The organism is Klebsiella sp. 141162 (assembly GCF_050600755.1).
GTDB lineage: Bacteria > Pseudomonadota > Gammaproteobacteria > Enterobacterales > Enterobacteriaceae > Klebsiella > Klebsiella aerogenes.
This window is the reverse complement of record NZ_JAQIRI010000010.1, coordinates 57,346-81,626: the sequence shown is the minus strand read 5'-3', so window position 1 is coordinate 81,626 and position 24,281 is coordinate 57,346. Positions and strand designations below refer to the sequence as shown.

Here is a 24,281-nt window from a genome sequence, read left to right as displayed (position 1 = left end):
CGGCACAGGCGGCCGGGCGCGGAGATTATTTCTGCTCTGGCGTTTTTTTCTTCTTTTTGAATCGTGACCAGATTTTCGTTTCCTGACGGCGCCACAGGCGCTGGATGTTGTCGTGATGGCGCAGCAGGATCAGGCAGGAGAGCATCGAGACCGGAAAGGTGTACTGCGGCTTGAACCACCAGACGTAGAAAGGGGCTACCAGCGCGCTGACGATAGCGCCCAGCGATGAATACCCGCTGAGCAGAATAGTCAGCAGCCAGGTGCCGGCCATCACGCCGGTGAGATCCCAGCCGATGGGAGCGATAGCGCCAAATGCGGTCGCCACGCCTTTGCCGCCGCGGAAATTAAAGAACACCGGCCAGATATGGCCTACGCAGGCGGCGATCGCCACCAGCCCGAGCCAGAATGGCGTCAGACCGAGAGCCCAGGCGCCCCATACCGGCAGCATCCCTTTCAGGACATCAAAAATTAATACCGTTACGGCTGCTCCCTTGCCGCCAATTCGGAGTACGTTCGTCGCCCCTGGGTTGCCGGAACCGCTATCGCGAGGGTCGGGCAAACCAGCAAGACGGCATACCAGAATGGCGCTGGAAATTGAGCCGCAGAGGTAGGCGAGGATAACCAGTCCAGGCGCGATTGCACTCATCAGCTGTTCCATTTTGAAAACGTCGTTAGGACCCCACCCATTTTCGTGTTAACAGCTTGTTGGCTTTCTTTGCGCGATAGGTTACATAGTGATGCTGCTATGTTCCCGAAATCTTGCTGCGTCGCCGCTGTCAGGGCACGTGAATTCTTTAGGGGATGTCTTTGCATCTGTGGATAATACGCATAATTCGCCGGAAGTGGTATCCGGTTTAGCCAAAAAGCAGGCAGGTCGTGATGGATATTGTATTTATAGAGCAACTTTCGGTAATCACCACTATCGGTGTTTACGACTGGGAACAGACCATCGAACAGAAGTTAGTGTTCGATATCGAAATGGCGTGGGATAACCGCAAAGCGGCAGCCAGCGACGATGTCAGCGATTGTCTGAGCTATGCTGATATCAGCGAACTGGTTATTAACCACGTCGAGGGCGGGCGTTTTGCGCTGGTCGAAAGGGTGGCCGAAGAGATAGCCGAGCTGCTGCTGCAAAAATTCAATTCTCCGTGGGTGCGGATTAAAGTCAGCAAGCCTGGCGCGGTGGCCCGTGCGGCCAACGTCGGCGTAATCATTGAACGTGGCAGTAATCTGAAACAAAACGTTTCTCGTCATAATGTTTAAACAAATTTGTTTTATACCGGTCTTAGTGCCTGGATTTTAATTTTACTTTTTATTTTAAGGGTTTATTGAATGGGCGATTTACACTCGCTGCTGATAGCGGCAATTTTGGGTGTGGTTGAAGGGTTGACGGAGTTTTTACCGGTTTCCAGTACGGGACATATGATTATCGTTGGCCATCTCCTTGGTTTTGAAGGGGATACCGCCAATACTTTTGAAGTCGTGATTCAACTGGGTTCTATACTCGCCGTCGTCGTGGTGTTCTGGCGTCGACTGTTTGGCCTGATCGGCATTCATTTTGGCCGTCCTCTGCAGCATGAGGGCGTAAGCCAGGGGCGCTTGTCGCTGATTCATATCCTGTTAGGCATGATCCCGGCGGTGGCGCTGGGGCTGGTGTTTCATGACCTGATTAAATCGCTGTTTAACCCGGTTAACGTGATGTACGCGCTGATTGTCGGCGGCTTCCTGCTGATCGCGGCGGAGCTATTCAAACCGAAAGAGCCGCGCGCGTTGGGTCTTGACGACATGACCTATGGTCAGGCGTTTGCCATCGGTTGCTTCCAGTGTCTGGCGCTGTGGCCTGGCTTCTCACGCTCCGGGGCGACTATTTCCGGCGGCATGCTGATGGGCGTTAGCCGCTATGCGGCATCCGAGTTCTCATTCCTGCTGGCGGTACCGATGATGATGGGCGCCACCGTGCTGGACGTTTACAAGAGCATCGGCTTTCTCAACTCCAGCGATATCCCGATGTTTGCCGTTGGTTTTATCATGGCGTTCATCGTGGCGCTGATTGCGATTAAAACCTTCCTGCAGCTGATTAAACGTATTTCGTTTATCCCATTTGCAATCTACCGCTTTATCGTCGCGGCAGCCGTCTACGTGGTCTTCTTCTGAGGTCATGGCCCTCAGCCTTGCGGCTGGGGGCACCGTTGTTCTTTCCACCGCGTCACGGCAATAATTCTGCGCCGCGTCAGCTCTTCGCGAATCTCCGGTCCTTTGAAACCTTCCGCTACCACTTCTTTAGTGGAAACCGCCTGCGCCACTTCCCAGGCCTCAAGCAGCAGGCGCCCCTGCGGATAATCGCAGGATTCAAAACCGGTGCGTCCGCGCACGTCTGCCTCGCTGGTGAGGGCGATTTGCTGCACGCGCTGCGGCTTGCGCCAGGCATCGATGCTATCAAACAGCTTCACGATAGTTTTTGGCTGCAGGATCGGCAGGGTGTGGATCAGATCGTGGAATTCGGCGACCAGTCTGGCCAGATCGCGGATATCGTTCGGTACCCGCAGGCGCTGGCAAATCTGTTCCACCAGCTTCACCCCCGCCGGGCCGTGGCCGTGGTGGCGCGGCCAGAACTCTTTGGGCGTTAAGCCTTTGCCAAGATCGTGGCACAGGGTGGCGAAGCGGACGTCGATGGCCGGCGATAGCATCGCCGCCATGGTGAGCGTCATCAGGGTGTGAACACCGGTATCGATTTCCGGATGCCATTTGGCGGGCGCGGGGACGCCATACAGGGCGTCGATTTCCGGGAACAGCACCTTCAGCGCGTGGCAGTCGCGCAGGGTCTGGAAAAAGACCTGTGGATTACGCGTGCCAAGCGCGTTTTCCGTCTCTTTCCATACCCGCTCCGCCGTCAGATGCGCCAGTTCGCCGGCGTCGGCCATCGTACGCATCAGCGTCATGGTTTCATCGGCAATGCGAAAACCGAGATGGGCATAGCGCGCGGCAAAACGCGCGACGCGCAGTACGCGTAGCGGATCTTCGCTAAAAGCCGGGGAGACGTGGCGCAGCAGGCGCTGACGCAAATCGGCCAGGCCGCCGTAGGGGTCGTAAATCTGACCGTCAGAGTCCTGAGCCAGCGCGTTGATGGTGAGATCGCGGCGCAGTAGATCTTGCTCAAGGGTGACGTCAGCGGCGGCATAACAGGTGAAACCGGTATAGCCGGAGCCGGATTTACGTTCGGTACGCGCGAGCGCATACTCTTCACGGCTTTGCGGGTGAAGGAACACGGGAAAATCGCGGCCTACCTGCTGGTAGCCCGCGTCGAGCAACTGCTGGGGCGTGGCGCCAACCACCACCCAGTCTCTGTCTTTGACCGGTAGTCCTAATAACGCATCTCGTACTGCACCACCGACCAAATAAATCTTCACGCCTCTTTCTCCCGCATCGACTTTTCGCAAGATGATACGTAAGTCTGGCAGAGAAGACGAATTAGTTCATCCACCGGTCTTTACGTTTGCGGCTCGGTACCAGATGCGGCAGCACCAGACCAAGGATCAGACCGACGCCAAGCACGCCGCCGCCGTACATAAACCACTGCATGATAATGGTGCGCTGTTTATCATCAAGCTGCAGATTCGCCGCGTTCACCTTCTTCTGAGCGACAACCAGCTCGTTTTTCAACTTTTGGTTCTCTTCTTTCAGGGCGTTGATCGCGCCATCGCTACCGGCGACTTTTTTCTGCATGTCGGCGGTACGCTGATTCCAGGTGGCGTCAATGTTGTTCAGCTTGTCGGTCAGGGTTTTGACCTGATTTTCCAGATCCGGCACGCGAATGCGCAGGCTGGGCTCGTTGCTCAGCTCTTTCAGCGGGATCCAGGCGGTACGGCCGTTGCTATCGCGTACCTGTGCGTAATTCGTGCTGTCGTTGGTTTGCAGAACGTCGACGGCCTCGCCGGCGTTAATGGTGCCGACCAGACGATAGTTATCGCCAGGACCGCTGCGAACCCAGGTGCTCAGCTCATCGGAAACGTAGCGCTTTTCTTCTGCGTGAACCGCCGTAGCGGCGCTAAGCGCTAGCAATGTAAAGGTAATAAGGCGTAATTTTGGCATCAGGTCATCGTTTGGTCATAAAAAGTTGAACGATAGTAGTGGCATCGCCAGAGCGACGCAAAGTTTTCCGCCACAATCGGAATCATCCAAATGCAGCTGGCAAATGCGCATTGCATGGCGATTCGCCGCAAAATACTATTTACTGACAAAAAATATCGTCATTAGTTCGCCGCATTTTCCCGGCGACGCTTATCAGGTGGAAGAATTCAGCCATGGCTCAAGAAATCGAACTGAAGTTTATCGTTGCCCACGACGGCGTTGAGGCGCTGCGCCAGCATCTCAATTCGCTGGATGCGCAGCACACGCCGGCAGGCCAACTGCTGAATATTTACTACGAAACCGCCGATAACTGGCTGCGCCGGCACGACATGGGGCTGCGGATCCGCGGCGATCGGGAGCGCTATGAAATGACGCTGAAAATTGCCGGTCGGGTGGTGGGCGGCCTGCATCAGCGTCCGGAATACAATATCCCGCTGGAAAAAGCAGAGCTGGCGCTGGATAAACTGCCGGCTGAAGTCTGGCCGCAGGGGCAGTTGCCGGCAGAACTGGCGCAAAATGTGCAGCCGCTGTTCAGCACTGATTTCCTCCGTGAAAAATGGGTGGTGAAAGAGGGCGACAGTCAGATTGAGATAGCCCTCGACCTTGGCGACGTCAAAGCCGGTGAGCATCAGGAAGCCATTTGCGAACTGGAGCTTGAGCTGTTGAGCGGCGATACCGCGGACATTCTGGCGCTGGCGCATCGTTTACTGGCAACCGGCGTGCTGCGCCAGGGCAGCCTGAGCAAAGCGGCGCGCGGCTATCAGCTGGCGCAGGGCAACGAAGCGCGCCCGGTTAAACCGTTAACGGTCGTGCGCGTGGCGGCGAAAGCCAGCGTCGAGCAGGGGCTGGAAGCGGCGCTGGAAAGCGCGCTGGCGCACTGGCTCTATCATGATGAAGTCTGGAACCGGGGTAACGCGGCCGCTAAAGGTGAAATCCAGCAGGCGATGGCCCGCGTGCGCCACGCGCTGGTGCTGTTTGGCGGCATTGTGCCGCGAAAAGCCACCGTGCAGTTACGTGAATTGCTCACTGAGGCCGAAGCGGCGCTGGACGGAGCGGAAAAAGCCGAAGCGGCGTTATTCAACCGCGCCACGGTTGGCGCCAAACTGCTGCTGACCGAGTGGCTGGTTACCCGCGGTTGGCGTTCGTTCCTCAACGACGCGGGGCAAAAGAAAATCGCCGGTTCGTTCAAACGCTTTGCCGATATCCAGCTGTCGCGAGCGGCGGCGGAGCTGAAAAGCAACTTCCAGCAGACGCAGGACGACTATAGCGATCGGCTCACGCGTCTGGCGCGCGAGATCGACACCGTTCAATTGCTATCCAGCGCCTATGCCGAGGTCGCCGAGAGCTGGCTGGAAAACTGGCAAGAGGTGCGCCGCGCTATCGAGAACAATGACCGCAGCGTCATCGAATATTTCCGTCGTCAGGCGCTGGCCGCGGAACCATTCTGGCTGCATAGTGGAAAACGATAATTTCAGGCCAGGGAGACCCCTATAATGGCGCTTTCTTCGCAGTTACAGCAGCACTGGCAGACGGTTGTAAACCGGCTTCCGGCAGATTTTCCCCTGCAAACGTTAAGTTCGCAGGCGCAGTCGGTGATGACATTCAGCGAGTTCGTTGAACAGAGTCTGGTCGCTCAGCCGCAGTGGCTGGCTGAACTGGAAAGCGCGCCGCCGCAGGCCGACGAATGGCGTCATTACGGCGACTGGCTGGCGGAACAGCTACAAGAGGTGACTGACGAGGCCGCGCTGATGCGCGAGCTACGCCAGTTCCGCCGCCGGATAATGGTGCGTATCGCCTGGGCGCAGGCACTGCTGCTGGTAAGCGAAGAGAGCAGTTTGCAGCAGCTCAGCGCCCTGGCGGAGACTTTAATCGTCGCCGCCCGCGACTGGCTGTACGCCGCCTGCTGCCGGGAGTGGGGGACGCCGTGCAATGCGCAGGGCGAAGCGCAGCCGCTATTGATTCTGGGCATGGGGAAACTGGGCGGCGGCGAGCTTAACTTCTCTTCCGATATCGATCTCATTTTCGCCTGGCCGGAACACGGCGCCACCCAGGGCGGACGCCGCGAGCTGGATAACGGTCAGTTCTTTACCCGTCTGGGCCAGCGGTTAATCAAAGTACTCGATCAGCCGACGCAGGATGGTTTCGTCTATCGCGTGGATATGCGTCTGCGTCCGTTTGGCGACAGCGGCCCGCTGGTGTTGAGCTTTGCGGCGCTGGAAGACTATTACCAGGAGCAGGGGCGCGACTGGGAGCGCTACGCGATGGTGAAAGCGAGGATCATGGGCGATAACGACGGCGTGTACGCCAACGAACTGCGCGCCATGCTGCGCCCGTTCGTCTTCCGCCGCTACATCGATTTCAGCGTCATTCAGTCCCTGCGTAACATGAAAGGGATGATCGCCCGTGAAGTTCGCCGCCGCGGCCTGACAGACAATATCAAGCTTGGCGCGGGCGGCATTCGCGAAATAGAGTTTATCGTTCAGGTTTTCCAGCTGATCCGTGGCGGTCGCGAACCGGCCTTGCAGCAGCGTGCGCTGTTGCCGACGCTGGCGGCGATTGACGAGCTGCATTTGTTGCCGGAAGGCGATGCCGCCCAGCTGCGTGAAGCCTACCTGTTCCTGCGTCGTCTCGAAAACCTGCTGCAGAGCATTAACGACGAGCAAACCCAAACCCTGCCGCAGGATGAACTCAACCGCGCGCGTCTGGCGTGGGGGATGCGCGTCGCCGACTGGCAGACGCTCAGCGCACAGCTGGAAGAGCAGATGCGCCGCGTGCGTCGCGTCTTTAACGAACTGATTGGCGATGATGAAGCGCAATCGCCGGATGAACAGCTGGAAGAGTACTGGCGCGAACTGTGGCAGGACGCGCTGGAAGAAGACGACACAACGCCGGCGCTGGCGCACCTCGACGACAACGACCGGCGCAGCGTGCTGGCGCTGATCGCCGATTTTCGCAAAGAGCTCGACCGGCGCACCATCGGCCCGCGCGGGCGGCAGGTGCTCGACCAGCTGATGCCGCATTTGCTTAGCGAGGTCTGCTCACGGGCGGATGCGCCGCTGCCGCTGGCGCGGATCACCCCGCTGCTGACCGGTATCGTCACCCGTACCACCTATCTGGAGCTGCTCAGCGAATTCCCCGGCGCGCTAAAACACCTGATTAGCCTGTGCGCCGCTTCGCCGATGGTCGCCAGCCAGCTGGCGCGCCACCCGCTGCTGCTGGACGAACTGCTGGATCCGAACACGCTTTATCAACCGACGGCGACCGATGCGTACCGCGACGAGCTGCGCCAGTATTTGCTGCGCGTGCCGGAAGAAGACGAAGAACAGCAGCTGGAAGCGCTACGCCAGTTTAAACAGGCGCAATTGCTGCACATCGCCGCCGCCGATATTGCCGGTACGCTACCGGTGATGAAAGTGAGCGATCACTTAACCTGGCTGGCGGAGGCGATGATCGACGCGGTGGTACAGCAGGCGTGGCTACAGATGGTCGCCCGCTACGGCCAGCCGACTCATCTGCGCGACCGTCAGGGACGCGGTTTTGCGGTAGTGGGTTACGGTAAACTTGGCGGTTGGGAGCTGGGTTATAGTTCCGATCTCGATCTGGTCTTCCTCCACGACTGTCCGATGGAGGTGATGACCGACGGCGAGCGGGAAATCGATGGTCGCCAGTTTTATCTGCGCCTTGCACAGCGGATCATGCATCTTTTCAGCACCCGCACCTCGTCGGGCATCTTGTATGAAGTGGACGCTCGCTTACGTCCATCCGGCGCGGCGGGCATGCTGGTGACTACCGCCGACGCCTTCGCCGATTATCAGCGCAATGAAGCCTGGACCTGGGAGCATCAGGCGCTGGTTCGCGCCCGGGTGGTGTATGGCGACCCGGCGCTGCAGGCGCGCTTCGATGCGATCCGCCGCGATATCCTGACCACTCCGCGTGAAGGCGCGACGCTGCAAACCGAAGTACGTGAGATGCGGGAAAAGATGCGCGCCCATCTCGGCAATAAGCAGCGCGATCGCTTTGATATCAAAGCCGATGCCGGCGGTATCACCGATATTGAATTTATTACCCAATATCTGGTGCTGCGCTATGCGCATGAAAAGCCAAAGCTGACGCGCTGGTCCGATAATGTGCGTATTCTGGAACTGCTGGCGCAGAACGACATCATGGATGAAGAAGAGGCGCGGGCGCTTACCCATGCTTACACCACGCTACGCGATGCGTTGCACCACCTGGCGCTGCAGGAGCAGCCGGGCAACGTTGCGCTGGATGCTTTCGACGGCGAACGCCAGCAGGTGAGCGCCAGCTGGCAGAAGTGGTTGATGGCTTAACTAACAAAGCGGGTGTGCTATTATCGCGCGCAAAGTTTGCATCTCGCAGGAGAGAGTAATGAAAGTAACGCTGCCAGAGTTTGAACGTGCAGGAGTGTTGGTGGTAGGCGATGTGATGCTGGACCGCTACTGGTATGGCCCTACCAGCCGTATTTCCCCGGAAGCCCCGGTGCCGGTGGTGAAGGTGGAAAATATCGAAGAACGTCCTGGCGGCGCGGCTAACGTGGCGATGAACATTGCTTCGCTCGGCGCGACTTCTCGTCTGGTCGGCCTGACCGGTATCGACGATGCCGCACGCGCGCTGAGCAAAGCGTTGGCTGACGTAAAAGTGAAATGTGATTTCGTGTCGGTACCGACGCATCCGACCATCACCAAGCTGCGCGTACTGTCGCGCAACCAGCAGCTGATCCGCCTCGATTTTGAAGAGGGCTTCTCCGGGGTCGATCCGCAGCCGATGCATGAACGTATTCAGCAGGCGCTGGGTTCGATCGGCGCGCTGGTGCTGTCTGACTACGCGAAAGGCGCGCTGGCCAGCGTGCAGACCATGATCAAGCTGGCGCGGGATGCCGGCGTGCCGGTACTGATTGACCCGAAAGGTACCGATTTTGAACGCTACCGCGGGGCGACGCTGCTGACGCCGAACCTCTCTGAATTCGAAGCCGTCGCCGGAAAGTGTAAGGATGAAGCGGAAATCGTCGAACGCGGGATGACAATCATCGCTGACTTCGAGCTTTCCGCACTGCTGGTGACGCGCTCCGAGCAGGGGATGACGCTGCTGCAGCCGGGTCGTCCGCCGCTGCATATGCCGACCCAGGCGCAGGAAGTGTATGACGTCACCGGCGCAGGCGATACGGTTATTGGCGTGCTGGCGGCGACGCTGGCGGCGGGCAACACGCTGGAAGAGGCCTGCTATTTCGCTAACGCCGCGGCCGGTGTCGTGGTTGGCAAGCTGGGGACGTCCACCGTTTCGCCAATCGAGCTGGAAAACGCGGTGCGCGGGCGTGCCGATACCGGTTTTGGCGTGATGAGCGAAGAAGAGCTGAAACAGGCGGTTGCCGCGGCGCGTAAGCGCGGCGAAAAAGTGGTGATGACCAACGGCGTCTTCGATATTCTGCACGCGGGTCACGTCTCGTATCTGGCTAATGCGCGCAAGCTGGGCGATCGTCTGATTGTCGCCGTCAACAGCGATGCCTCAACCAAACGTCTGAAAGGCGAAACCCGCCCGGTGAACCCGCTGGAACAGCGGATGATCGTGCTGGGCGCGCTGGAAGCCGTCGACTGGGTGGTGTCGTTTGAAGAGGATACTCCGCAGCGGCTGATTGCCGGGATCCTGCCGGATCTGCTGGTGAAAGGCGGCGATTATAAGCCGGAGCAGATCGCCGGCAGCGAAGAGGTATGGGCCAACGGCGGCGAAGTGCTGGTGCTCAACTTTGAAGATGGCTGCTCGACTACCAATATTATCAAGAAAATTCAGAAAGATAGCGATAAGTAATCAATACGCTTTACCGCTCTGAACGGGGTGGTCTACAACGGTCTGCGGGGATACCTTCGCGGGCCGTTTTTATTTAATCATGCGGAAAATGATTTAGCGCAATAAATAACCCGGTTAAGCGCATTTTTCGTACAAGGTGCGTTAAGGTAAGCGTAAATACTGAAGTTAGTAAAAGGCATATGACCAATCAGAACACCAACGGCTGAAGGAGTATGCGGATGAACCATAACGATATGTATTCTATGAAGAACTTCGATTTTCTGGCACGTAGTTTCGCCAGGATGCACGCGCAAGGCCATTCAGTCGATCTTCAGGCTATTGTCGGCAATATGGATGAGGAACATCGTGAATGGTTTTGCCAACGCTATGAGCTTTATTGTCGCCAGGTGAATAGCGCGGTCGAGTTAGAGCACTAAAGCAAAATGAAAACGGGCCATCAGGCCCGTCAGACTGCTGACAAGGAAGGAAAAAGCGTGGTTTTTCCTTCCTTGTGGTTATCAGCCGAAAATCAATAAATTGATTTTCCATGTTTTTTACCTGGTGCAATCTGTAAGCGCAAAGGTTGCATGAGCTTTGCCATCAATCTCAAACGGGCCATCAGGCCCGTTTTTTTATTGCTGTTCTTCGCTCTTCGGCGTGGCTGAGCGGCTTTCCAGATCGCTAATACGCTGCTCCAGTAAAGCCAGCTTTTCGCGGGTGCGCAGTAAAACCTGAGTTTGCACGTCGAACTCTTCGCGGCTAACCAGATCCAGGCGAGTTAACTGCGATTGCAGCACCTGGCGGATTTTCTTTTCTACGTCATCTCCAAGATCGCGAAGGCCTTTCGGCATCGATTCATGGACCTGGCGGGCGATTTGTTCAATTTTTTTCGGGTCAATCATGGTGGATTCCTGCACTGATCTAGTTACCGTTCATTGTAGTGCGAACGGGAGCGCCTATAAACCACAAATGTAAGATGTATAGCGAGTAGCCATTGATGAAGATAGTTAATGGCGTTATAGTTATCTCGCTTATTCTCAGGGCGGGGCGAAATTCCCCACCGGCGGTAAATCAACCTACGCGTTGAAAGCCCGCGAGCGCTTCCTGTGAAAACGGGAAGGTCAGCAGATCCGGTGTAATTCCGGGGCCGACGGTTAAAGTCCGGATGGGAGAGAGTAACGGCTCAGTCGGATTACGTTCCGCTTGCGTTGACTTTTGCCGCTAAACCGGCACTCCTAAGACTGCCCTGATTCTGGTAACCATAATTTTAATGAGGTTTTTTTACCATGAATCAGACGCTCCTTTCTTCTTTTGGTACCGCTTTTGAACGTGTGGAACACGCTTTAGACGCACTGCGCGAAGGCCGCGGTGTGATGGTGCTTGATGATGAAGACCGTGAAAACGAAGGCGATATGATTTTCGCCGCCGAAACCATGACCGTTGAGCAAATGGCGCTGACCATTCGTCACGGCAGCGGTATTGTCTGCCTGTGCCTGACCGAAGATCGCCGCAAGCAGCTTGACCTGCCAATGATGGTTGAGAACAACACCAGCGCCTACGGCACCGGCTTTACCGTCACCATTGAAGCGGCAGAAGGCGTGACCACCGGTGTATCCGCCGCTGACCGCATCACGACCGTGCGCGCCGCCATTGCCGATGGCGCGAAACCCTCCGATCTCAATCGTCCGGGCCACGTCTTCCCGCTGCGCGCGCAGCCTGGCGGCGTAATGACCCGCGGCGGTCACACAGAAGCGACCATTGACCTGGTGACCCTTGCGGGCTTCAAACCGGCAGGCGTGCTCTGTGAACTGACTAACGACGATGGCACTATGGCGCGCGCGCCGGAGTGCATCAAGTTCGCTCAGCAGCACAACATGGCCGTGGTTACCATTGAAGATCTGGTGGCTTACCGCCGCGAGCACGATCGCAAAGCCAGCTAAGATGCCGCTGTTCTGATGATAAGCCCACTTTACGGTGGGCTTTGTTGTTTCTGGGCCGAGCCAATAGGTTTTCTCCGCGGGTAAAAAGGGAGAGAGTTTTCACATTCAAATTTTCTGATGATGATCATCACGCTTATCTGAGTTTATCTGCGGTTAAAAGCGCGTAATGTGAAGGAATCAAATACTCCCTACTGAAGGATACCATTATGTCCCGTACCCGTATGCCAGCGTTGTTTTTAGGCCATGGTAGCCCGATGAACGTGCTGGAAGATAATATCTATACCCGCGCCTGGCGCCATCTCGGTGAAACGCTGCCGCGCCCGAAAGCTATCGTGGTTATCTCCGCGCACTGGTTTACCCGCGGCACGGGCGTGACGGCGATGGAAGCGCCGAAAACCATTCATGACTTCGGCGGTTTTCCGCAAGCTTTGTACGATACGCACTACCCGGCGCCGGGATCGCCGGAGCTGGCGCAGCATCTGGTTGACCTGCTGGCGCCGGTGCCCGTCGCCCTCGATAAAGAGGCGTGGGGGTTTGACCACGGTTCGTGGGGGGTGCTGATCAAAATGTATCCTGATGCCGATATTCCCATGGTTCAGTTAAGTATCGATAGCACAAAGCCCGCGGCGTGGCATCTGGAGATGGGGCGTAAGCTGGCGTCGCTGCGTGATGAAGGTATTATGCTGGTGGCGAGCGGCAACGTGGTGCATAACCTGCGTACCGCGCGCTGGCATGGCGAAAGTACGCCGTATCCGTGGGCCGAGTCGTTCAACGACTATGTGAAAGCGAATTTAACCTGGAAAGGGCCGGTCGACGAGCATCCGCTGGTGAACTACCTGAGCCATGAAGGCGGATCGCTCTCTAACCCGACGGCTGAGCACTTCCTGCCGCTGCTCTATATTCTGGGGGCGTGGGATGGCGAAGAGCCGATAACCATCCCGGTCGAAGGGATGGAGATGGGATCGCTGAGTATGCTGTCGGTGGTAGTGGGCGCCGCGTAACGGCAGCTATCGCACATGAAAAAACCCCGGCCACGCAGGTTGCCGGGGTTGGCCGTTATTCGACGAAAATGTGCGGATAGAAACGCGAAAGATCCTGGGTGATCAGCGCCCGATCTTCACGAATGCCGATCCCGGCAGGCTGGTCGTTAATAAGCCAGCTGCCAATCAGCGTATAGCTATCGCCAAATTTCGGCAGCGAATAAAACTCCTGCACGATGGTGCCTTCTTCCCCATATGGGCCTTCCACCGCTTCCACCACTTTGCCATTTTCAACGATTGACACGTTAGCGCCTTCGCGGGAGAAAATCGGCTTAATGACGTACTTCTCAAGCTGCGGATGGTTATCTTCGCTAAAGTAAGCCGCCAACAGGTTAGGGTGGTTGGGGAACATTTCCCACAGCATCGGCAGCAGCGCCTTGTTGGAGATAATGCTCTTCCACGCCGGCTCCAGCCAGCGTACGCCGGCGTCTTCCAGCTTGGTGGAGAACATCTCGCGCAGCATAAATTCCCACGGATAAAGCTTGAACAGATTGCCGATGACCTGATCCTGCAAATCGGTGAACTGGCCTTTCTCGCCAAGACCGATATCTTCGATATACAGGAACTCGGTGGCGACGCCCGCTTCTGCCGCGCAGTCCTGCAGGTACTGCACGGTGCCGCGGTCTTCAACGGTATCGCGGCAGCAGGCCATATGCAGCAGCTGGAAGCCAAACTGTTCACGCAGCTCGCCGAAGCGTTCAATCAGTTTTTCCTGCAGGCTGTTGAACTGATCGCTGTCGGCAGGCAGATTACCGGCGTTAAGCTGATCTTCCAGCCAGATCCACTGAAAGAACGCTGCTTCATATAGTGAGGTTGGCGTATCCGCGTTGTTCTCCAGCAGCTTCGGCTCGCCCACGCCATCCCAGGCCAGATCCAGACGCGAGTAAAGCGACGGCTGGTTGGTTTTCCACGACTGACGCACAAAGCCCCAGGTGTGTTTTGGGATGCGGAATTTGGTCATCAGCTCGTCGCTGGCGATCACTTTCTCAACGACCTGCAGGCACATTTGATGCAGCTCGGCGGTGACCGCTTCGAGCTTTTCAACCTGCGCCAGCGTCAGCTTGTAGTAGGCCTCTTCACTCCAGTACGGCTCACCGTACATGGTGTGAAAATTGAAGCCATACTCGGTCGCTTTCTCGCGCCAGTCCGGGCGCTCGGTAATGCTGATTCTTTCCATGCCGCTTAACCGCCCATCGAGCGTGAAGAGGAGCTGGAGCCCGCGGCGCTACGCTGCATCGTCGATTGCTTAGCAACAGATTCGCCAAAACCGCCGCGGGTGACAGTCGTGGTGGTTGCCGGTTTCGGCGCCATCGCGGTTTTCGGTACGTTCATGGTACGGCCCGGTTGCGCCGCGCCGTAGCTCTTACCGCTGGCATCGGTGTACTGGCCGTAGGCCGGGCTAGCCGGGTTTTTCGAGCTAAACAGCGGCTGCTGCGCGGCCATGCCGCCGCCCATCAGGCGGCCCATCATGTAACCGGCCATCAGCGGCATCCAGAAGCTGCCGCTGCTTTGCGCCTGCGCCTGGTTTTCCGGGGCGACGCCCGCCTGAGCTGGCGCCTGCTGGCATTGGCCTTCGCCGAACTCGGCGACGCAGTCTTCGCGGGTGGCGTATTTCGGCGCGGTGCGCGCGGCTTCTTTCACCGCGTTGTTGTAGGCGGTGGTGCACTCTGCGGCTTTGCTTGGGTTAGCCGCGGAGCAGTCATCGGCGTTCTGATACAGAGAAACCGTCTCGTCAGTTTTTTCGCAACCGGCGAGCATAAAGACGGCGGTGACGGCAAGGGCGACCGGCGTCAGGTGGCGAGCGCTCCAGCTTTTGCGGAACGACGCATGATTAATATTTTTTGTCCGTTTCATATTTGTCTTCCAGGACCCAGTGGTAGTGCGTTTGTCAACGCTCAGGATAGAGTATGAGTGGTGGAAATTGAAGCGAAAGAGGGGAAAAGCGGGGGTCTTTACGTTGTCTTACGTTTTACGCCCGCCTGACCCGAAGGCCAGACGAGGCGTAATCGCATTCAACGATTAGTGACTAAACGGATTGGAACCGCTGGTCTTCGTCGTACGGGCGGCAGCCGGCTGTGCGGAGGCGGTGTTCGCATAACCGTCAGCGGCGGCGTCCTGCTGCGGGTTTTCCGGCGCGACGCTGTCTGGTGAAGTCGGGATCGCTTTACCCAGCGTGTTGTTCAGCGCAATCAGATCCTGCTCGTTTAACGTGCCGAGAGCGGACTTGATGTTCAGCTCGTTGATCAGGTAGTTATAACGGGCGTTGGAGAGCTGCTGCTTGGCGTTGTACAGCGTGGTGGTCGCATCCAACACGTCAACGATGGTACGTGTACCCACCGAATAACCCGCTTCCATCGCATCCAGGGAGCTCTGCGCAGAGACCACCGCCTGTTTGTAAGCGTTGATGCTGCTGATGGAGGCATTCACGTTGTTAAACGACGAACGCACGGTCTGCACCACGCTGCGGTGCGCGCTTTCCAGCTGCTCGCTGGCGCCGACGAAGTTGTACTGCGCCTGTTTCACCTGCGAGTTAACCATCCCGCCCTGATACAGCGGCAGAGAGAAGTTCAGGCCGATTTGGTTCTGGCCGGCATCGTTATCTTTATACTGTTGAATGCTAGTCTGAGAATTAGCATGAGTTTTTGAACCACTATAACTGGTATTCGATACCGAACTTGAAGCGGATAGACTAAGTGTTGGCAAATGACCATCCTGCGCCTGGCGAATCTGCTCACGCGCCAGATCCTGGTTCAGACGCGCCTGCAGCAGCGACAGGTTGCGGTTTTCCGCTTCCTTCAGCAGCGCGTTCACCGCCTGCGGTTTGTTGGTTTTGAAACCGTTAACGTTCAGCGACGCCAGCTCCGGATAGTAGTTGCCGGTGACCTGACGCAGCTCTTCAACGGCGTTGTCGAGGTCGTTACGCGCGGTCACTTCATTTGCCAGCACGGCGTCGTATTGCGAGCGGGCGTTCTGCACGTCGGTGATGGCAACCAGGCCCACGTTAAAACGCTGGGTGGTTTGATCCAACTGGCGGTAGATGGCCTGTTTCTGGGCTTCGGTATAGGAGAGCGTATCGATAGCGGCCAGAACTTTAAAGTAAGCCGTCGCGGTATTCAGAATCAGCGTTTGCTGGTCGGTTTGATAGGTGACATCCTGAATGCCCGCCGCTTTTTCCTGCAGGGTCAGCGCGCGCCATTTCGACATATCGAACAGGGTTTGCGTTAACTGCAGTGAACCACTGGTGACATTGGAATTAAGACCGTTACTGTCACGGAATCCATTGGTATAGGTATAATCCGCGCCCAGACCGAGTTGCGGCAGTAATGGGCTACGCGCTTCGTTGATTTTTTCGAATGCAGCATCGCGATCGGCTGCCGATTTACGCAGATCAGGGTTGCTAATACGCGCCTGCTGATAAACCTGCAACAGGTTCTCTGCCTGGCTCATGGCGCTGAAGCCAGTCAGGCCCAGGCCGATAAGGATGGGAAAAAGTTTCTTCATTTGCATTCCTTGTTGTGAAGCATTTAGCGCTACTCAAATTCTAAAAATAATCGCTGATTGTATCGACTCTGTCGCCGTAAAAAGTTGGCGTTACGTGCCATAGGGCGGTAATTTGCACCAATCTAACATACAGGCTGTAAAACGGTAGCCAAACGGCCTATAAATCCCTACTTTCGGATGAGCAGGACACAGACAATGAGCAAACCCAATCAGCAGGGAATTACCTTCTCTAAAAACGATGTAGAAATTATTGCACGCGAAACGCTTTATCGCGGTTTTTTTTCGCTCGATTTGTATCGTTTTCGCCATCGCCTGTTTAACGGCGGGATGAGCGGCGAGGTTACCCGCGAAATTTTTGAGCGCGGGCACGCCGCGGTCTTGCTACCCTTTGACCCGGTACGCGATGAAGTTGTGCTGGTCGAGCAGATCCGCATTGCCGCCTATGATACCAGCGAGAGCCCGTGGCTGCTGGAAATGGTCGCCGGGATGATAGAAGAAGGCGAAACGGTAGAGGATGTCGCCCGCCGCGAAGCGCTGGAAGAGGCCGGGCTTGAAGTTGGGCGTACCAAACCAATATTAAGCTATCTGGCAAGCCCAGGCGGCACCAGCGAACGGTTATCGATCCTGGTGGGCGAAGTTGATGCATCGACGGCAAAAGGCATTCACGGCCTGGCCGAAGAAAACGAGGATATTCGGGTGCATGTGGTGAGCCGGGAACAGGCTTACCAGTGGGTAGAAGAGGGGAAAATCGACAACGCGGCTTCTGTCATCGCCCTGCAATGGCTGCAGCTGCATTATCATAGCTTACGAAACGAGTGGAAATAATATGAAGCGTTATACACCTGACTTCCCGGAAATGATGCGCCTGTGCGAAACCAATTTCGCCCAGCTGCGCCGCCTGTTGCCTCGCACTGAGGCGGTCGGCGATATGGCGAACTATCAGGTGGGTGCGGCGCAATACCGATTAACGGTGGTCGAATCGACCCGCTACACTACATTGGTGACAATAGAACAGACCCAGCCTGCGGTGAGTTACTGGAGCCTGCCGTCAATGACGGTGCGCCTGTACCACGACGCGATGGTGGCTGAAGTGTGTTCAAGTCAGCAGATTTTTCGCTTCAAAGCGAGATATGATTATCCTAATAAAAAGTTGCATCAACGCGACGAAAAGCATCAAATTAATCAGTTTCTGGCCGACTGGCTGCGTTACTGTTTAGCACATGGAGCGATGGCGATTCCGGTTTGTTAGCGTCGTGAAACCTAAGGACACCATTTGGAAAGCCTGTTAAACCTACCTCTGGCTGGTGAGGCCAGAGTCAGGATATTACAAATTACTGATACTCACCTGTTTGCTGAAAAACATGAAACGCTGTTGGGTATCAATACCTGGGAAAGTTATCAGGCTGTATTGGATGCGATACATGCCTCACAGCGTGAATGCGACCTGATTGTAGCAACAGGCGATCTGGCGCAAGACCACTCCGCCGCGGCCTATCAGCATTTCGCTGAAGGCATCGCGAGCTTTGCCGCACCCTGCGTCTGGCTGCCGGGAAACCATGATTTCCAACCGGCGATGTACAGCACGCTGCACGATGCCGGCATCTCCCCCGCCAAACGCGTCCTGTTGGGCGACCATTGGCAAATCCTGCTGCTCGACAGCCAGGTCTTCGGGGTGCCCCACGGCGAGCTGAGCGATTTCCAACTGGAGTGGCTTGAGCATCAATTGAATGCTGAACCTGAGCGCTACACGCTGCTGTTACTCCATCATCATCCGCTGCCGGCGGGTTGCAGCTGGCTCGATCAGCATAGCCTGCGCAATGCCGGGGCGTTAGACCAAATCCTGAGCAACTATCCGCGGGTTAAGCACCTGCTATGCGGCCATATTCACCAGGAGCTGGATCTCGACTGGAACGGGCGGCGGATGATGGCGACGCCATCGACCTGCGTGCAGTTTAAGCCGCACTGCGCTAATTTCACCCTCGATACCGTCTCTCCAGGCTGGCGCTGGCTGGAGCTGCATCCCGATGGCGCGTTGACGACTGAAGTCTGTCGTCTCAGCGGCGCCGAGTTTCACCCGGATATCGCTTCAGAAGGATACTGATGTCTACTCTTCTTTATCTGCACGGATTTAACAGCTCGCCGCGCTCGGCAAAAGCGACGGCGCTGAAAACGTGGCTGGCGCAGCACCACCCGGAAATTAACATGGTGGTGCCGGAACTGCCTGCTTTCCCGGCGCAGGCGGCAGAGATGCTGGAAGCTATCGTGCTGGAGCACGGCGGCGAGCCGTTAGGCGTGGTGGGGTCGTCGCTGGGTGGCTACTACGCCACCTGGCTGTCGCAATGTTTTATGCTGCCGGCGGTGGTGGTTAACCCGGCGGTGCGGCCATTTGAACTGCTGAACAATTTTCTTGGCCCCAATGAGAATCCGTACACCGGGCAGCAATATGTGCTAGAGTCTCGCCATATTTACGATCTTAAAGTCATGCATATCGACCCGCTGGAAGCGCCTGACCTCATCTGGTTATTGCAGCAAACGGGCGATGAAGTGCTTGATTACCGCCAGGCTGTTGACTACTTCGCCTCCTGCCGTCAAACGGTCGAGGAGGGCGGTAATCACGCATTTGTTGGCTTTGAAGATCATTTCACCCAGATTATCGATTTTCTGGGCCTGCGCTAAGCGGTTCAGAACGACCTACGAATACACACCATGACGCAATCTTCATATAACGCTGATGCCATTGAGGTACTCACCGGGCTTGAGCCGGTTCGCCGCCGCCCGGGAATGTACACCGACACAACCCGTCCTAACCATCTTGGTCAGGAAGTTATTGATAACAGTGTGGATGAAGCACTGGCCGGTCACGCCAAACGCGTGGAGGTCATCCTTCATGCCGATCAATCGTTGGAAGTCATTGACGACGGACGCGGGATGCCGGTTGATATCCACCCGGAAGAAGGGGTTCCGGCGGTTGAGCTGATCCTTTGTCGGCTGCACGCAGGCGGTAAGTTTTCCAACAAAAACTACCAGTTCTCCGGCGGCCTCCATGGGGTAGGGATCTCGGTCGTCAACGCCTTGTCTAAACGCGTGGAAGTCAACGTGCGCCGCGACGGCCAGGTCTACAGCATCGCCTTTGAGAACGGGGAAAAAGTTGAAGACCTGCGCGTCACCGGCACCTGCGGTAAACGCAACACCGGGACCAGCGTCCATTTCTGGCCGGATGAAAGCTTCTTCGATAGCCCGCGTTTCTCCGTCTCGCGGCTAACTCACCTGCTAAAAGCGAAAGCGGTGCTGTGCCCGGGCGTGGAAATTGTTTTCCGCGACCAGGTGAACAACAGCGAACAGCGCTGGTGCTATGCGGACGGCCTTAATGATTATTTGTGCGAGGCGGTCAACGGCCTGCCGCTGCTGCCGGAAAAACCGTTTGTCGGTAACTTCTCCGGCGAAACGGAAGCGGTGGATTGGGCGCTGCTGTGGCTGCCGGAAGGCGGCGAACTGCTGACCGAAAGCTACGTCAACCTGATCCCGACCATGCAGGGCGGTACCCACGTTAACGGTCTGCGTCAGGGTCTGCTCGACGCGATGCGCGAGTTCTGCGAATACCGCAATATCCTGCCGCGCGGCGTGAAGCTGTCGGCGGAAGATATCTGGGATCGCTGCGCGTACGTACTGTCGGTGAAGATGCAGGATCCGCAGTTCGCCGGGCAGACGAAAGAACGTCTGTCGTCGCGTCAGTGCGCGGCATTCGTCTCCGGGGTGGTTAAAGACGCCTTCAGCCTGTGGCTGAATCAGAACGTACAGGCGGCGGAGCTGCTGGCGGAAATGGCCATTTCCAGCGCCCAGCGCCGCCTGCGCGCCGCCAAGAAAGTAGTGCGCAAAAAGCTCACCAGCGGCCCGGCGCTGCCGGGTAAGCTGGCGGACTGCACCGCGCAGGACCTGAACCGCACCGAACTGTTCCTCGTCGAAGGGGACTCGGCGGGCGGTTCGGCGAAACAGGCGCGCGACCGTGAATATCAGGCGATCATGCCGCTTAAAGGCAAGATCCTGAATACCTGGGAAGTTTCTTCCGATGAAGTTCTTGCTTCGCAAGAGGTGCACGACATTTCGGTGGCGATTGGTATCGACCCGGATAGCGATGATTTAAGCCAGCTGCGTTACGGTAAAATCTGTATTCTCGCCGATGCCGACTCGGATGGTCTGCACATTGCTACCCTGCTGTGCGCGCTGTTCGTGAAGCATTTCCGTACCCTGGTGAAAGAGGGGCACGTGTACGTCGCGCTGCCGCCGCTGTATCGTATCGACCTGGGTAAAGAGGTTTACTACGCGCTGACGGAAGAAGAAAAAGCCGGCGTGCTGGAGCAGTTGAAGCGTAAGAAAGGCAAGCCGAACGTACAGCGCTTTAAAGGGCTGGGCGAGATGAACCCGATGCAGCTACGTGAAACCACGCTCGACCCGAATACCCGCCGCCTGGTGCAGCTCATCATCACCGATGAAGACGAGCAACAAACGACCGCGGTGATGGATATGCTGTTGGCCAAGAAGCGTTCGGAAGACCGCCGCAACTGGCTGCAGGAAAAAGGCGATATGGCGGATCTCGAAGCCTGAGCCGACGTCAGCCGCCAGATACGAAAAAGGGAGCCCCAGGCTCCCTTTTTTGCTTTTGCCGGGCTTATACGCCAGCCTGCAAAATGCGGATGCTGGTTTCCAGCACGTCGCCTTTTACCGCTTCGGCGTAAGCCTTCATGTGCGGCGTTTGCAGATGCGCTTCGAGATGCGCGACGCTTTCCCACTGCTCGACCATGACGATCGAATCCGGGGCGGAGGTCTGGAAACTCACGCCGGCGGCGTGGTCAACCAGCGGCGCGTAGCCGTGGCAACCCTCTTCCTGCAGTACCACAGGGACAATTTTAGCGAACTGATCCAGTACCGCCTGACGGTGGTGCTGGCCCGGACGGGTACGAATTTCGGCAATCACTGTTAACATGGTTAACTCAACTCCTTCTGTGTGTAAACTCGCCATACTTCAAGGTTAGTGACTTGAATAACAGCGAGTGTAGACATCTAGTTAACCAAAAATCTCGGCCAGATGCTTGCGATATTCTGCGATGACGTGTGGAACGTCAGGCATTTTAATCACGTCGTTGGCGATAAAGGTCGGCATCGCGCTCATGCCAAGGAACTGATTGGCTTTGTGGAACGGCAGGTAAACGCCATCAACGCCGACGCCGTGGAAGAACTGATCTTTATCGGTGAAAGCTTCCATCGGCGCGTTCCAGGTCAACGACAGCATATACTGTTTGCCCTGAATCAACCCGCCGGAGCCATATTTTTTGCTGTCATCGGAGCGGGTACGGCCATCGCTGGCGTACAGAGAACCATGGCCTTCGGTGAAGACATCATCCATGTACTTTTTCACGGTCCACGGCGCGCCCATCCACCAGCCCGGCATCTGCCAGATAACCACATCGGCCCACAGGAAATTCTGCACTTCTTCTTTTACATCGTACTCGCTTTCCGCGCGGACGATTTTAACATCATGCCCGACGTCGCGCAGATAACCATCCGCGACCTCGGTCAGGGTGTCGTTTAATTGGCCATTAGAGTGAGCGAATTTTTTCGCCCCGTTGATAATCAGGATGTTGCTCATTTTTTGCCCTCAACCTATTAAATTTGTCGGCAATTTTACCCCGCGAAGCGGGGCAGTAAAATGAGCAAAATGTGCAAAGTCTTTTGCATTTTTGGCAATAATGAGGCTACCAGTAAACGCGTGCCTCGAAGCCGCCGTCCGGCGCGTTAGCAAAATCAACCCGCATACCGTGCAGCGAGGCGATGCGGCGAACGATCGATAAGCCTAATCCGCTGCCGGGGGCGTCCTGGCCCGGCGGGCGATAAAAACGCTCGCCAATGCGCGCCAGGGCTTGCGGACTAATGCCTGGACCATTGTCGCGAACCCGGAACTCGCGGGCGGAAAGCGTGATATCCACCCGGCTACCGCGCGGGCTATAGCGCACGGCATTATCCAGCAGATTGCGTACCAGCAGGCTGAGCAGCAGCGGCTGGCCGGTACGGACGATATTGCTGGCATTCAGATGCAGGCGTAGCTCAATGGCGGACTGCTGGGCGTGGTGATACATCTCCATCACCGCCGACTGCAGCCGGTCGTCGATGGCGACCGGCTGCACGTCATCCAGTTGGGCAAGGGAATCCAGACGCGACAGCGTAAGTAATTGATCGACCAGCCGAGTGGCGCGGTCGATGCCCTGATGTAATTGCGCCAACGCTTTATCCCGGCCTTCGGGATCGTCCATCGAAAGCTGGGCGACTTCGGTTTGCACCTTCAGCGCCGCCAGCGGACTGCGCAACTCGTGGGCGGCATCAGAGGTAAAACGGCGCTCGCGCAGCATGGTTTCGTGGGTACGGCTGAATAGCTGATTCAGGGCATCGACCAGCGGGCGAACTTCCGAAGGGATTTTGTCGTCCGACAGACGTTCCGCCGAGTCCGGCGCGCGCTGGCGCAGGGTTCGAGCCAGTTTCTTCAACGGCGCCAGCTCGCGGCTTAATAGCACAATGAGTAACAGGAACATCAGCGGCAGCGCGACCAGCCACGGCGTGAGCTGCGAGGTGACGATATCCACCGCCATCTCCCGGCGATAATCCCACTCCTGACCGACGGCGATACGATGTCGGCCATCGGCGGTGGTCAACCACAAGAAGCGCCATTCGTCGTCATCGCCGCGCAGATAGCCGTCACTGAAGCCTTCGCGTTGCGATCCCCATTGAATATCTTCGCCGTTTTCACCATCGTTGAGCACCATTTTCCCGTCGCGGGTGAAGATAGCGAAGGCCAGCGCGTCATCATCAAGATGGCCGTGTTTTACTTTTTTCTTTTCGCGGATTTGCGTCGGTCGCGCCTGTAGCTCATCGACATTCATCGCGCTCAGGCGGCGGGCGAAGAGCAGTTGTTGGGTATCAAACAGCTTATCCAGCTTTTCGCTGGTCTGCTGCCAGGCGATCACGCAGGCGATCCCCCAGGCGGCGCTGGTCAGCAGGACAAACAGCAGCGTCAGTCGCAGGCGCAGGCTTAAACGGGCGAGTCGTTTCATGCGTCACCCAGGGTATAGCCGATGCCGTGCACGGTGCGGATAAAACCGCTGCCGAGTTTGCGGCGCAGATGATGAACGTGTACTTCCACGGCGTTGCTGGAGACCTCGTCGTCCCAGTTATAGAGCTTTTCCTCGATAAGCTTACGCGGCAATACGCGCCCGGCGTTGCGCATAAGCAGTTCCAGCAGGGCGAACTCCTTCGGCTTCAGCGCCAGGCTTTCGCCGTCGAGGCTGGCGGTTAAGCGGTTTGGATCGAGGCTCACCTTGCCGTGGCGTAGCTCGCTGCTGCTCTGGCCGTGAGCGCGGCGGATCAGCGCTTCGAGACGCGCCGCCACCTCAATCAGGGCGAAGGGTTTACACAGATAGTCATCGGCGCCGAGCTGTAGCCCTTCAACCCGCTGGCTCAGCGCGTCGCGGGCGGTGAGGATCAGCACGGGTTCATTACGGCCTTTATCGCGCCATTCGCGCAGAATATCGAGGCCGTCAATGCCGGGGAGGGTAAGGTCAAGTATCGCGGCGTCGTAAGGGGCGCTATATAAGGCATTTTTGCCCTCCTGGCCTGCGGTGAACCAGTCGATGCTGAAGCCCATTTTGCTCAGCCCGGCTTTGATGCCGTCGCCGATCAGTTTGTCATCTTCTACCAATAATATGCGCATGTTTCCCTCCGCCGATCCCGTTTCTTTGCGCAGTAAACCGCGTTGAAGTAGGGGATGTACAGCATTAAAATTTCTTTTTTCCGCTTAAGAAGTCGTTAAGTTTTGTCAGGCGTAATA

Annotated in this window: 25 protein-coding genes and 1 riboswitch; of the genes, 13 read left to right on the top strand and 12 right to left on the bottom strand. The window is 56.9% G+C overall.

Annotated features, from left to right (window positions below; all coding sequences use genetic code 11):
* Nucleotides 1-25: 25 nt before the first annotated feature.
* Nucleotides 26-646, bottom strand: coding sequence for a glycerol-3-phosphate 1-O-acyltransferase PlsY (gene plsY / locus PGR23_RS21105; protein ID WP_015703522.1), 621 nt, complete (start codon nt 644-646; stop codon nt 26-28).
* Nucleotides 647-879: 233 nt separating this feature from the next.
* On the opposite strand from plsY, the gene folB reads away from it, so the two are divergent.
* A complete protein-coding gene (gene folB, locus PGR23_RS21100) occupies nt 880-1,263 on the top strand; it encodes a bifunctional dihydroneopterin aldolase/7,8-dihydroneopterin epimerase (RefSeq protein ID WP_047065604.1) in 384 nt (127 codons plus the stop codon).
* Nucleotides 1,264-1,332: 69 nt separating this feature from the next.
* Nucleotides 1,333-2,154, top strand: a complete 822-nt coding sequence (gene bacA / locus PGR23_RS21095; RefSeq protein WP_045392213.1) for an undecaprenyl-diphosphate phosphatase — start codon at nt 1,333-1,335, stop codon at nt 2,152-2,154.
* An 11-nt stretch (nt 2,155-2,165) separates the two neighbouring features.
* Here the strand turns inward: bacA and PGR23_RS21090 are convergent, their stop codons facing one another.
* On the bottom strand, nt 2,166-3,407 hold the full coding sequence (locus PGR23_RS21090; protein WP_396279387.1) for a multifunctional CCA addition/repair protein: 1,242 nt from the start codon (nt 3,405-3,407) through the stop codon (nt 2,166-2,168).
* Between the two features lie 61 nt (nt 3,408-3,468).
* A complete protein-coding gene (locus PGR23_RS21085) occupies nt 3,469-4,089 on the bottom strand; it encodes a TIGR04211 family SH3 domain-containing protein (protein WP_015369636.1) in 621 nt (206 codons plus the stop codon).
* 212 nt (nt 4,090-4,301) lie between these two features.
* Here PGR23_RS21085 and PGR23_RS21080 point away from each other — a divergent pair, with 212 nt between their 5' ends.
* From PGR23_RS21080 to hldE, 3 genes are read left to right on the top strand one after another with little or no spacing between them, the layout of a single operon-like run.
* The gene (locus PGR23_RS21080) at nt 4,302-5,597 is read left to right on the top strand and encodes an inorganic triphosphatase (RefSeq protein WP_396279388.1); all 1,296 of its coding nucleotides are present in this window, start codon (nt 4,302-4,304) and stop codon (nt 5,595-5,597) included.
* Nucleotides 5,598-5,618: 21 nt separating this feature from the next.
* Nucleotides 5,619-8,456: a bifunctional [glutamate--ammonia ligase]-adenylyl-L-tyrosine phosphorylase/[glutamate--ammonia-ligase] adenylyltransferase gene (gene glnE, locus PGR23_RS21075; RefSeq protein WP_396280086.1), complete on the top strand. Its 2,838-nt coding sequence runs from the start codon at nt 5,619-5,621 to the stop codon at nt 8,454-8,456.
* 58 nt (nt 8,457-8,514) lie between these two features.
* Nucleotides 8,515-9,948: a bifunctional D-glycero-beta-D-manno-heptose-7-phosphate kinase/D-glycero-beta-D-manno-heptose 1-phosphate adenylyltransferase HldE gene (gene hldE / locus PGR23_RS21070; protein WP_396279389.1), complete on the top strand. Its 1,434-nt coding sequence runs from the start codon at nt 8,515-8,517 to the stop codon at nt 9,946-9,948.
* A 77-nt stretch (nt 9,949-10,025) separates the two neighbouring features.
* Here the strand turns inward: hldE and PGR23_RS21065 are convergent, their stop codons facing one another.
* Nucleotides 10,026-10,175: a hypothetical protein gene (locus tag PGR23_RS21065; RefSeq protein WP_396279390.1), complete on the bottom strand. Its 150-nt coding sequence runs from the start codon at nt 10,173-10,175 to the stop codon at nt 10,026-10,028.
* On the opposite strand from PGR23_RS21065, the gene glgS reads away from it, so the two are divergent.
* The gene (gene glgS / locus PGR23_RS21060) at nt 10,167-10,364 is read left to right on the top strand and encodes a cell surface composition regulator GlgS (protein ID WP_045392198.1); all 198 of its coding nucleotides are present in this window, start codon (nt 10,167-10,169) and stop codon (nt 10,362-10,364) included. The genes PGR23_RS21065 and glgS overlap by 9 nt on opposite strands.
* A 195-nt stretch (nt 10,365-10,559) precedes the next feature.
* Here the strand turns inward: glgS and ubiK are convergent, their stop codons facing one another.
* Nucleotides 10,560-10,829, bottom strand: coding sequence for a ubiquinone biosynthesis accessory factor UbiK (gene ubiK / locus PGR23_RS21055; protein WP_045392195.1), 270 nt, complete (start codon nt 10,827-10,829; stop codon nt 10,560-10,562).
* Between the two features lie 127 nt (nt 10,830-10,956).
* Nucleotides 10,957-11,108: riboswitch (FMN riboswitch) on the top strand.
* Nucleotides 11,109-11,213: 105 nt separating this feature from the next.
* Here ubiK and ribB point away from each other — a divergent pair.
* The gene (gene ribB, locus PGR23_RS21050) at nt 11,214-11,867 is read left to right on the top strand and encodes a 3,4-dihydroxy-2-butanone-4-phosphate synthase (protein WP_015703517.1); all 654 of its coding nucleotides are present in this window, start codon (nt 11,214-11,216) and stop codon (nt 11,865-11,867) included.
* A 206-nt stretch (nt 11,868-12,073) separates the two neighbouring features.
* Nucleotides 12,074-12,868 carry a 4,5-DOPA dioxygenase extradiol gene (ygiD, locus tag PGR23_RS21045; protein ID WP_045387321.1) on the top strand — a complete coding sequence of 265 codons (795 nt, stop codon included), beginning with the start codon at nt 12,074-12,076 and terminating at the stop codon, nt 12,866-12,868.
* A 55-nt stretch (nt 12,869-12,923) separates the two neighbouring features.
* On the opposite strand, the gene PGR23_RS21040 is transcribed toward ygiD, so the two are convergent.
* The 3 genes from PGR23_RS21040 to tolC all read right to left on the bottom strand — a co-directional run bounded on the left by PGR23_RS21040 (nt 12,924) and on the right by tolC (nt 16,408).
* Nucleotides 12,924-14,084, bottom strand: a complete 1,161-nt coding sequence (locus PGR23_RS21040; protein ID WP_045392189.1) for a glutathionylspermidine synthase family protein — start codon at nt 14,082-14,084, stop codon at nt 12,924-12,926.
* A gap of 5 nt (nt 14,085-14,089) precedes the next feature.
* Nucleotides 14,090-14,761, bottom strand: coding sequence for a DUF1190 family protein (locus PGR23_RS21035; RefSeq protein WP_045392186.1), 672 nt, complete (start codon nt 14,759-14,761; stop codon nt 14,090-14,092).
* Between the two features lie 165 nt (nt 14,762-14,926).
* Nucleotides 14,927-16,408, bottom strand: coding sequence for an outer membrane channel protein TolC (gene tolC / locus PGR23_RS21030; RefSeq protein ID WP_045392183.1), 1,482 nt, complete (start codon nt 16,406-16,408; stop codon nt 14,927-14,929).
* A gap of 195 nt (nt 16,409-16,603) precedes the next feature.
* Here tolC and nudF point away from each other — a divergent pair, with 195 nt between their 5' ends.
* From nudF to parE, 5 genes are read left to right on the top strand one after another with little or no spacing between them, the layout of a single operon-like run.
* Nucleotides 16,604-17,233, top strand: coding sequence for an ADP-ribose diphosphatase (gene nudF / locus PGR23_RS21025; RefSeq protein ID WP_015369649.1), 630 nt, complete (start codon nt 16,604-16,606; stop codon nt 17,231-17,233).
* A 1-nt stretch (nt 17,234) separates the two neighbouring features.
* Nucleotides 17,235-17,657: a DUF1249 family protein gene (locus PGR23_RS21020; protein WP_045392180.1), complete on the top strand. Its 423-nt coding sequence runs from the start codon at nt 17,235-17,237 to the stop codon at nt 17,655-17,657.
* Between the two features lie 24 nt (nt 17,658-17,681).
* Nucleotides 17,682-18,509, top strand: coding sequence for a 3',5'-cyclic-AMP phosphodiesterase (gene cpdA / locus PGR23_RS21015; protein ID WP_045392177.1), 828 nt, complete (start codon nt 17,682-17,684; stop codon nt 18,507-18,509).
* Nucleotides 18,509-19,084 (top strand): esterase YqiA, encoded by a 576-nt coding sequence (gene yqiA, locus PGR23_RS21010; RefSeq protein WP_045392174.1) that lies wholly within the window; start codon nt 18,509-18,511, stop codon nt 19,082-19,084. Before cpdA ends, yqiA begins: the two co-directional genes overlap by 1 nt.
* Nucleotides 19,085-19,114: 30 nt before the next feature.
* On the top strand, nt 19,115-21,010 hold the full coding sequence (gene parE / locus PGR23_RS21005; protein WP_015369653.1) for a DNA topoisomerase IV subunit B: 1,896 nt from the start codon (nt 19,115-19,117) through the stop codon (nt 21,008-21,010).
* Between the two features lie 64 nt (nt 21,011-21,074).
* Here parE and PGR23_RS21000 read toward each other — a convergent pair whose 3' ends face one another.
* From PGR23_RS21000 to qseB, 4 genes are all read right to left on the bottom strand, one after another.
* The gene (locus PGR23_RS21000) at nt 21,075-21,389 is read right to left on the bottom strand and encodes a putative quinol monooxygenase (RefSeq protein ID WP_015369654.1); all 315 of its coding nucleotides are present in this window, start codon (nt 21,387-21,389) and stop codon (nt 21,075-21,077) included.
* Nucleotides 21,390-21,470: 81 nt separating this feature from the next.
* On the bottom strand, nt 21,471-22,052 hold the full coding sequence (locus PGR23_RS20995; protein ID WP_020077910.1) for an NAD(P)H-dependent oxidoreductase: 582 nt from the start codon (nt 22,050-22,052) through the stop codon (nt 21,471-21,473).
* A 106-nt stretch (nt 22,053-22,158) separates the two neighbouring features.
* The gene (gene qseC, locus PGR23_RS20990) at nt 22,159-23,508 is read right to left on the bottom strand and encodes a quorum sensing histidine kinase QseC (protein WP_396279392.1); all 1,350 of its coding nucleotides are present in this window, start codon (nt 23,506-23,508) and stop codon (nt 22,159-22,161) included.
* Complete coding sequence (gene qseB, locus PGR23_RS20985) at nt 23,505-24,164, bottom strand: quorum sensing response regulator transcription factor QseB (protein WP_032712534.1); 660 nt, start codon at nt 24,162-24,164, stop codon at nt 23,505-23,507. The genes qseC and qseB overlap by 4 nt, the downstream gene beginning before the upstream one ends.
* Between the last annotated feature and the right edge of the window lie 117 nt (nt 24,165-24,281).

Coding starts and splice junctions, on each gene's coding strand:
- plsY (WP_015703522.1), bottom strand. CDS start 646: ATGAGTGCAATCGCGCCTGGACTGGTTATCCTCGCCTACCTCTGCGGC.
- folB (WP_047065604.1), top strand. CDS start 880: ATGGATATTGTATTTATAGAGCAACTTTCGGTAATCACCACTATCGGT.
- bacA (WP_045392213.1), top strand. CDS start 1,333: ATGGGCGATTTACACTCGCTGCTGATAGCGGCAATTTTGGGTGTGGTT.
- PGR23_RS21085 (WP_015369636.1), bottom strand. CDS start 4,089: ATGCCAAAATTACGCCTTATTACCTTTACATTGCTAGCGCTTAGCGCC.
- PGR23_RS21080 (WP_396279388.1), top strand. CDS start 4,302: ATGGCTCAAGAAATCGAACTGAAGTTTATCGTTGCCCACGACGGCGTT.
- hldE (WP_396279389.1), top strand. CDS start 8,515: ATGAAAGTAACGCTGCCAGAGTTTGAACGTGCAGGAGTGTTGGTGGTA.
- glgS (WP_045392198.1), top strand. CDS start 10,167: ATGAACCATAACGATATGTATTCTATGAAGAACTTCGATTTTCTGGCA.
- PGR23_RS21065 (WP_396279390.1), bottom strand. CDS start 10,175: ATGGTTCATCCGCATACTCCTTCAGCCGTTGGTGTTCTGATTGGTCAT.
- ubiK (WP_045392195.1), bottom strand. CDS start 10,829: ATGATTGACCCGAAAAAAATTGAACAAATCGCCCGCCAGGTCCATGAA.
- ribB (WP_015703517.1), top strand. CDS start 11,214: ATGAATCAGACGCTCCTTTCTTCTTTTGGTACCGCTTTTGAACGTGTG.
- ygiD (WP_045387321.1), top strand. CDS start 12,074: ATGTCCCGTACCCGTATGCCAGCGTTGTTTTTAGGCCATGGTAGCCCG.
- PGR23_RS21040 (WP_045392189.1), bottom strand. CDS start 14,084: ATGGAAAGAATCAGCATTACCGAGCGCCCGGACTGGCGCGAGAAAGCG.
- PGR23_RS21035 (WP_045392186.1), bottom strand. CDS start 14,761: ATGAAACGGACAAAAAATATTAATCATGCGTCGTTCCGCAAAAGCTGG.
- tolC (WP_045392183.1), bottom strand. CDS start 16,408: ATGAAGAAACTTTTTCCCATCCTTATCGGCCTGGGCCTGACTGGCTTC.
- nudF (WP_015369649.1), top strand. CDS start 16,604: ATGAGCAAACCCAATCAGCAGGGAATTACCTTCTCTAAAAACGATGTA.
- PGR23_RS21020 (WP_045392180.1), top strand. CDS start 17,235: ATGAAGCGTTATACACCTGACTTCCCGGAAATGATGCGCCTGTGCGAA.
- yqiA (WP_045392174.1), top strand. CDS start 18,509: ATGTCTACTCTTCTTTATCTGCACGGATTTAACAGCTCGCCGCGCTCG.
- parE (WP_015369653.1), top strand. CDS start 19,115: ATGACGCAATCTTCATATAACGCTGATGCCATTGAGGTACTCACCGGG.
- PGR23_RS21000 (WP_015369654.1), bottom strand. CDS start 21,389: ATGTTAACAGTGATTGCCGAAATTCGTACCCGTCCGGGCCAGCACCAC.
- PGR23_RS20995 (WP_020077910.1), bottom strand. CDS start 22,052: ATGAGCAACATCCTGATTATCAACGGGGCGAAAAAATTCGCTCACTCT.
- qseC (WP_396279392.1), bottom strand. CDS start 23,508: ATGAAACGACTCGCCCGTTTAAGCCTGCGCCTGCGACTGACGCTGCTG.
- qseB (WP_032712534.1), bottom strand. CDS start 24,164: ATGCGCATATTATTGGTAGAAGATGACAAACTGATCGGCGACGGCATC.